The sequence below is a fragment of the Streptomyces sp. NPDC005820 genome (assembly GCF_040630255.1).
GTDB lineage: Bacteria > Actinomycetota > Actinomycetes > Streptomycetales > Streptomycetaceae > Streptomyces.
In genome coordinates this window covers 1-7,059 of sequence record NZ_JBEXXE010000109.1, presented here as the reverse complement: position 1 = coordinate 7,059, position 7,059 = coordinate 1, and the positions used below count along the sequence as shown (strand labels likewise).

The 7,059-nt window shown below is 75.6% G+C and carries 2 protein-coding genes; both read right to left on the bottom strand.

What is annotated here, in order from left to right; all coding sequences use genetic code 11:
• Window positions 1-80: 80 nt before the first annotated feature.
• Window positions 81-3,152: a beta-ketoacyl synthase N-terminal-like domain-containing protein gene (locus ABZ464_RS51770; RefSeq protein ID WP_359289966.1), complete on the bottom strand. Its 3,072-nt coding sequence runs from the start codon at window positions 3,150-3,152 to the stop codon at window positions 81-83.
• A 57-nt stretch (window positions 3,153-3,209) separates the two neighbouring features.
• A partial coding sequence (locus tag ABZ464_RS51765; protein ID WP_359289964.1) for an SDR family NAD(P)-dependent oxidoreductase occupies window positions 3,210-7,059 on the bottom strand: 3,850 nt, incomplete at its 5' end.

The following is a 7,059-nucleotide window of genomic DNA, read 5'->3' as shown; positions in this document are numbered from 1 at the left end:
CACCGGATGACGGTGACGACGAGCCGCGGCTGAGGACGGCTTGGCTTCTTTTCCGGTGACCAATATCCTGCGCGAACGACTCAGGCCACCGCCAGCTGCTCCTCCAGGAAGCCGGCCACGGCCGCCGGCGTCGGGTAGTCGTAGAGCAGGACCGGCGGCAGCAGCAGACCGGTCACCTCGCACAGCCGGTTGCGGACCTCCAGGGCCGTGAACGACGAGAAGCCGATGTCGAGGAAATTGTCCTCCGCGGCGATCGACTCGGGCGAGGCGTGCCCGAGGACGTCCGCCGCGTGCTCCCGCACCAGGTCGAGCAACGACGCCTGCGCATCCGCCGGTTCGAGCGCGCCCGGCTCCGGGCGCGGCGCCGCACCGGCGGGCACGTCCACCGCGGGCCACCAGTGGCGCTCGTGCTCGAACGGATACGTCGGCAGGTCCACGACCTGACCGGGCTCCGCGCCGTACCAGGCGTCCCAGCGCACCTCGGCGCCCGCCGCGTGCAGTCGCCCTACGAGCGCGGCCAGCGTCTCCTCCTCCGGCCGGTCCCGGACCAGCGACGGCACCACCAGCGGCGCCGCGTCCACCAGCACCTCCGGCACCATCGATGTGAGCACCGCGTCCGGGCCCACCTCCACGTACGCGCGCACCCCGGCCGCGTCCAGGGACGACACGACGTCGGCGAACCGCACCGGGGACCGCAACTGGCGCACCCAGTACTCCGGCCGCCGCAGCTCCTCGTACGACACCGGCGCGCCCGTCAGATCGGAGACCACGCCGAGCGCGGGCGGGCGGATGTCCAGCGCGGCGACCACCGCGCGGAACGGGTCGAGCGCGCCGTCCATGTGCGGCGAGTGGAACGCGTGGCTGACTCGCAGCGGCTTCGTGCGCCGCCCCCGGTCCGCGAACAGCGCCGCGACCTTCGCGACCGCCTCCGCGTCCCCGGACAGCACCGCCGCGCGCGGGCCGTTGACCGCGGCGAGCGCCACCCGGCCCGCGAGATCGGCCCCGGCGTCGGCCAGCGCGTCGACGACCTCCCGCTCCGCCGCCTCGACGGCCACCATCGCGCCGCCCGACGGCTGCGCCTGCATCAGCCGGCCCCGAGCCGCCACCAGACGTGCCGCGTCCGCCGGCGAGAACACCCCGGCCGCGTACGCCGCCGACACCCCGCCCAGCGAATGCCCCGCCACCTGGTCCGGCGCGCCGACCAGACCGGACAGCAACCGGTACAGGGCGCTCTCCACGGCGAACAGGGCGGGCTGCGCGTACTCCGTGCGTTCCAGGAGCGCCGCCCGCTCGCTTCCCGATTCGGCCCGCAGCAGGTCGTGCAGCGACAGCTCCAGGTGCGGGGCGAACGCCTCGCACACCTCGTCGAGCGCCGCGGCGAACACAGGATGCGCCGCGGCCGCCCCGACGCCCATGCCCGGCCGCTGGCTGCCCTGACCGGTGAACAGGAACGCCATCGGTGTCCGCCCGGCGGCGACGCCGCGCACCGTGTGCCGCGTGGTCCGGCCCGCCGCCAACGCACCCAGCGCGCCCAGCTGTTCGGACCGGGTGCCGGGCAGCACCACCGCCCGGTGCGGGAACGCGGTCCGGCCCAGGGCAAGGGTGCGGCCCACGGCCACCGCGTCCGCGTCGGGCCGCTCGGTCAGCCGGTCCAGGAGCCGGGCGGCCTGCTCGCGCAGCGCTTGTCCGGTGCGGCCCGACAGCGGCCACACCGGGATGGCGTCGGTGCCGTGCGCCTCCGGGACGGCGGGCGCCTCCTCGATGATCACGTGGGCGTTCGTGCCGCTGATGCCGAACGACGACACCCCGGCCCTGCGCGGCCGGTCCGTCGTGGCAGGCCACGGCACGTCCTCGGTGAGCAGTTCCACACCGCCGCGCGCCCAGTCGACCTGCGGCGTCGGCTCCCCCACGTGCAGGGTGCGCGGCAGCACCCCGTGGCGCAGCGCCTGCACCATCTTGATGACACCGGCCACACCCGCCGCGGCCTGTGTGTGACCGATGTTGGACTTCACCGAGCCGAGCCGCAGCGGCCGTTCGGCGTCCCGCCCCGCCCCGTACGCGGACAGCAGCGCGTGCCCCTCGATGGGGTCGCCGAGCCGGGTGCCGGTGCCGTGCGCCTCCACCGCGTCCACGTCGGCGGGGCGCAGCCGCGCGTCGTCGAGCGCGGCCCGGATCACCCGCTCCTGGGCGGGCCCGTTCGGCGCGGTCAGCCCGTTGCTCGCCCCGTCCTGGTTGACGGCCGAACCCCGCAGCACGGCGAGGACCGTGCGGCCGGCGCGCAGCGCGTCCGACAGCCGTTCCAGCAGCACCAGGCCCACCCCTTCGGAGAAGCCCGTGCCGTCGGCGTCCGCCGCGAACGCCTTGCAGCGGCCGTCCGCCGACAGGCCGCGCTGCCGGCTGAACTCCACCAGGAGCACCGGCGTCGCCATCACCGTCACGCCGCCCGCGAGCGCCAGGTCGCACTCGCCGCGGCGCAGCGACTGCGCCGCCAGGTGCATCGCCACCAGCGACGACGAGCACGCCGTGTCGAGGGTGACGGCGGGTCCTTCGAGGCCCAGGTGGTAGGCGATCCGGCCGGAGGCGACGCTGGTCGCGTTGCCGGTCATCAGATGGCCCTCGAATCCCTCGGGGACCCGGTCCGGGGGCGGGACGTACGCCTGCGACACCAGGCCGGCGAAGACCCCGGTGCGGCTGCCGCGCAGTGAGCCCGGCGCGATGCCGGCCCGCTCGAGCGTCTCCCACGCCACTTCGAGGAGCTGCCGGTGCTGCGGGTCGGCGGCCACCGCCTCCCGCGGCCCCATTCCGAAGAACGCGGCGTCGAACCCGGCCGCGTCCCGCAGGTATCCGCCCTCCCGCGTGTACGCGGTGCCGGGCCGGTCGGGGTCCGGGTCGTACAGGTTCTCCAGGTCCCAGCCGCGGTCGTCGGGGAGGGCGCCGATCGCGTCACCGCCGTCCGCGACCAGCCGCCACAGCGCCTGCGGCGAGTCGACACCGCCGGGGAACCGGCAGCCCATCGCCACGATCGCGACCGGCTCGTGCCGCTGGTCCTCCAGTTCCTGGATACGGCGCCTGGCCTGACGCAGATCGGCCGTGGCCCGCTTCAGGTAGTCGCGCAGCCTGTCCTCGTTGCCGCTGTGGCCGTTGTCGCTCATCATTCCTCTCCCATACGTGCCAGGGGGCCTGCACCACACATGGCGAAGGGGCCCGCACTACGCGTCCAACTCCTCGTCGAGCGCCCGGAAAAGCTCCTCGTCCGTGGCCGAGGTGAGGTCCTCGCGCGGCGCGTCACCGGCGGCGGCCTCCCACTGCCGCAGCGCCACTCGCAGCCGCTCGCGGACCGTGGGCAGCTCCGCGCTGTCGGCCGTGACCGAGGCGAGCAGCCGGTCCAGCTCCGCCACCGGGTCTTCGCGCGGCACCAGCAGGTCGAGCAGCCGGCCGGCCAGCGCCGCGGGCGTCGGGAAGTCGAAGGCGAGCGTCGTCGGCAGCCGCAGGCCGGTCGCGGAACCGAGCCGGTTGCGCAGCTCGACCGAGGTCAGCGAGTCGAACCCGATCTCCTTGAAGGCCCGTTCGGCGGCGATGTCGTCGGCCGTGCCGTGCCCGAGCACGGCCGCCACCTGTTGCCGGACGAGCGCGAGCACGGCCTGCTCCCGCTCGGGGCCGCGCAGCGCGGTGAGCCGCGTGCCGAGCGAGGCGGCGTCGCCGCCACCGCGCGCGGCCTGCGCGGCCCGGCGCACCGACGGCGCCTTCACCAGCGACCGCAGGACCGCCGGCAGGTCGCCCGCCGCGGCACGGTCGCGCAGCGCGGACCGGTCCAGCGGCGCCGGGGCGAGCAGCGCGGCATCGGCGTCCAGCGCCGCGTCGAACAGGGCCATGCCCTGCTCGAACGTCATCGGCGCGAGACCACCGCGGGCGATCCGCGCCAGGTCCGTGGCGTCGAGATGCCCGGTCATGCCGCTCGCGTCGCCCCACATGCCCCAGGCCAGCGACGTCGCGGGCAGGCCGAGGGAGCGGCGGTGCCCGGCGAGGGCGTCGAGGAACACGTTGGCCGCCGCGTAGTGGGCCTGCCCGGCGCCGCCGAGGAGCCCGGACATCGACGAGAACAGCACGAACGACGACAGGTCGTGGTCCCGGGTCAACTCGTGCAGATGCCAGGCCGCGTCGGCCTTCGGCCGCAGCACCGACGCCACCTTCGCCTCCGTCAGCGAGCCGAGCACCCCGTCGTCCAGGACACCCGCCGCATGGATCACCGAGGTCAGCGGATGCTCGGCGGGCACCGAGGCGAGCAGCCCGGCGAGGGCGGCACGGTCGGCGACGTCGCACGCCGCCACCCGCACCTCGGCGCCGAACGCCCCCAGTTCAGCGACGAGCTCGGCGGCGCCCGGCGCGTCCGGGCCGCGCCGGCCGGTCAGGAGCAGCCGCCGCACCCCGCGCTCGGTCACCAGATGCCGGGCGAGCGCCGCGCCCAGGGTGCCCGTGCCGCCGGTGATCAGCACGGTGCCGTCGACCGGGTCGGCGGCGGGCAGCGTCAGCACGATCTTCCCGACGTGCCGGGCCTGCGCGAACCAGCGGAACGCCGCCGGTGCCCGCCGCACGTCCCAGGTGGTGACCGGCAGCGGTTCCAGCACCCCCCGCTCGAACAGACCCAGCACCTCGGTCAGCACCTCACCGACAGATCCCGGGTCCATGTCGAGCAGTTCGAACGGCTGGTACGTCACTTCCGGGTGCGCGGAGCCGAGCGCGTCGGCGTCACGCAGATCGGCGATGCCCATCTCGACGAACCGTCCGCCGCGCGGCAGCAGCCGCAGCGAGGCGTCGATGAACTCTCCGGTGAGCGAGTTCAGGACGACATCCACACCGGCGCCGCCGGTCGCGGCGGAGAACGCCGCCTCGAAACCGGTGTCGCGGGAGTTCGCGATCCGCGCGGCGGGCACGCCGAGGGACCGCAGCACACCCCACTTCCCGGGGCTCGCCGTCGTGAACACCTCCGCGCCCAGATGCCGGGCCACCTGCAGCGCGGCCAGCCCGACGCCGCCGGCCGCCGCGTGGATCAGCACCCGTTCCCCGGCGCGCAGCCCGGCCAGCCGCACCAGACCGTAGTACGCCGTGGTGAACACCGCGGGCACGCCCGCGGCCTGCGCGTACGACCAGCCGTCCGGCATCCTCGCGAGCAGCCGCCGGTCGGCGACCGCCACCGGGCCCACCGCACCGGGCACCAGGCCGAACACCCGGTCCCCGACCGCGAGGCCCGTGACCCCGGGCCCGGTCTCCAGGACGGTTCCGGCCGCCTCGGTGCCCAGCGGCGCCCCCACCGGGACCATGCCCAACGCGGTGAGGACGTCACGGAAGTTGAGGCCCGCCGCCCGTACCGCGATCCGCACCTGCCCCGCCGCGAGCGGCACCTCGGCGGCCGGGTGCGGGGCGGCGTGCAGGTCGTCGGGCGAGCCGCCGGGCGTCTCGAGCCGCCACGCCGAACCGTCGCCGGGCACCTCGATCCTGCTGGCCGGCTCCGTCCGCACCAGCCGCGGTACGGACATGTCACCGTCCCGCAGGGCCAGTTGAGGCTCACCTGTGGCGAGCGCGGCGGGCAGCGCACGCAGCGACTCGGCGCTCCCGTCCCATTCCACGACGACGACCCGGCCCGGGTTCTCCGTCGCGGCGGACCGCAGCAGCCCCCAGGCCGGTGCCGCCGCCAGGTCCACGACGTCACCCGGCCGCGCACCGGCCGCCCGGCTCGTCAGCACCACGAGCCGCGCCTGCGGCCGGTCGTCGGCGGCCAGCCACTCCTGGAGCCGGATCAGCAGCGCCCGCACGCCCGCCTCGACGGCCCCCGGCAGCGCCCCGCCGGACTCCGGCGCAGGCCACACCAGCAGATCGACCTCGGCGGCGTCCGCCGCGACGGGCTCGCCGAGCCCGGCCGTGTCCCACACGTTGACGGGTACCGGGTCCAGGACGGTGTACGGCGGCAACGGACCCGCCTCCGCGTCCGGCCGGGACAGCGGCGTCCAGTCAAGCGCGAACAACGCGTCGCCCGGCGCGGACACCGAGGAACGGGCCGGCAGTCGGTCCTGCGCCACCGGGCGCAGCGTCAGCGACTGCGCCGTCAGCACCGGGGCACCCTCCGGATCCGCCACCGACAGGGTCACCGTGTCCTCGCCCGCGCCCCGCGACAGCGACACCCGCAGCGCGGTGGCCCCGACGGCGTGCAGCGCCACCCCGGTCCAGCTGAACGGCAGATGCACGCCCTCACCGAGGAACGAGCCGAGGCCCATCGTGTGCAGCGCCGAGTCCAGCAACGCCGGATGCACCCCGAACCGGGCGGCGTCCGCATGCAGTTCGGGCGCCAGCCGCACCTCCGCGTACACCGTCGCACCGTCGGCGGAGCGCCAGGCCGCGGTGAGATTGCGGAAGGCGGAACCGTAGGCGTAGCCGAGCGCGGCCAGGTCCTCGTACAGGTCCTCGGTGTCGAGCGGCGCCGCATCGGACGGCGGCCAGACGGCTTCGACGCCGGGGTCCTCGTACGGGGTGGCGGGCGCGAGGACGCCCGTCGCGTGCTGCGTCCATCCGCCGCCGTCTCGGCCGTCGAACCCGTCCGAGCCATGGGGGCCGTCGGGACGGGAGTGGACGGTGACCCGGCGCCGCCCGAACTCGTCCGGCCCGTCGACCCCCACCTGTACCCGCACCGCGCCGTCGGCCGCGAACACCAGCGGCGCCTCCAGCGTCAACTCCTCCACCGCGAGCCCGCCCGCCGACTGCCCCGCCTCCAGGGCGAGTTCGAGCAGGGCGGTACCCGGCAGGAGAACCGTGGTGTCGAGACCGTGATCGGCGAGCCACGCATGGGTGCGAGGAGAGATCCGCCCGGTCAGCAGCAGCGCGTCACCCTCCGCCACCGTGGTCACGGCACTGAGGAACGGGTGATCGGCGGCGTCCAGCCCCAGACGCCCCGCGTCACTCTGCGCGGCCGGCCCGTCCAGCCAGTAGCGGCGTTGTTGGTAGGGGTAGGTGGGGAGGTGGTGGGGTGGGGTGGTGGGTTGGGGGTGGTGCCAGTGGGTGGGGTGTCCG

Bases quoted from the DNA above. Each gene is read 5' to 3' on its own strand.
- ABZ464_RS51770 (WP_359289966.1), bottom strand. From the start codon at position 3,152: ATGAGCGACAACGGCCACAGCGGCAACGAGGACAGGCTGCGCGACTAC.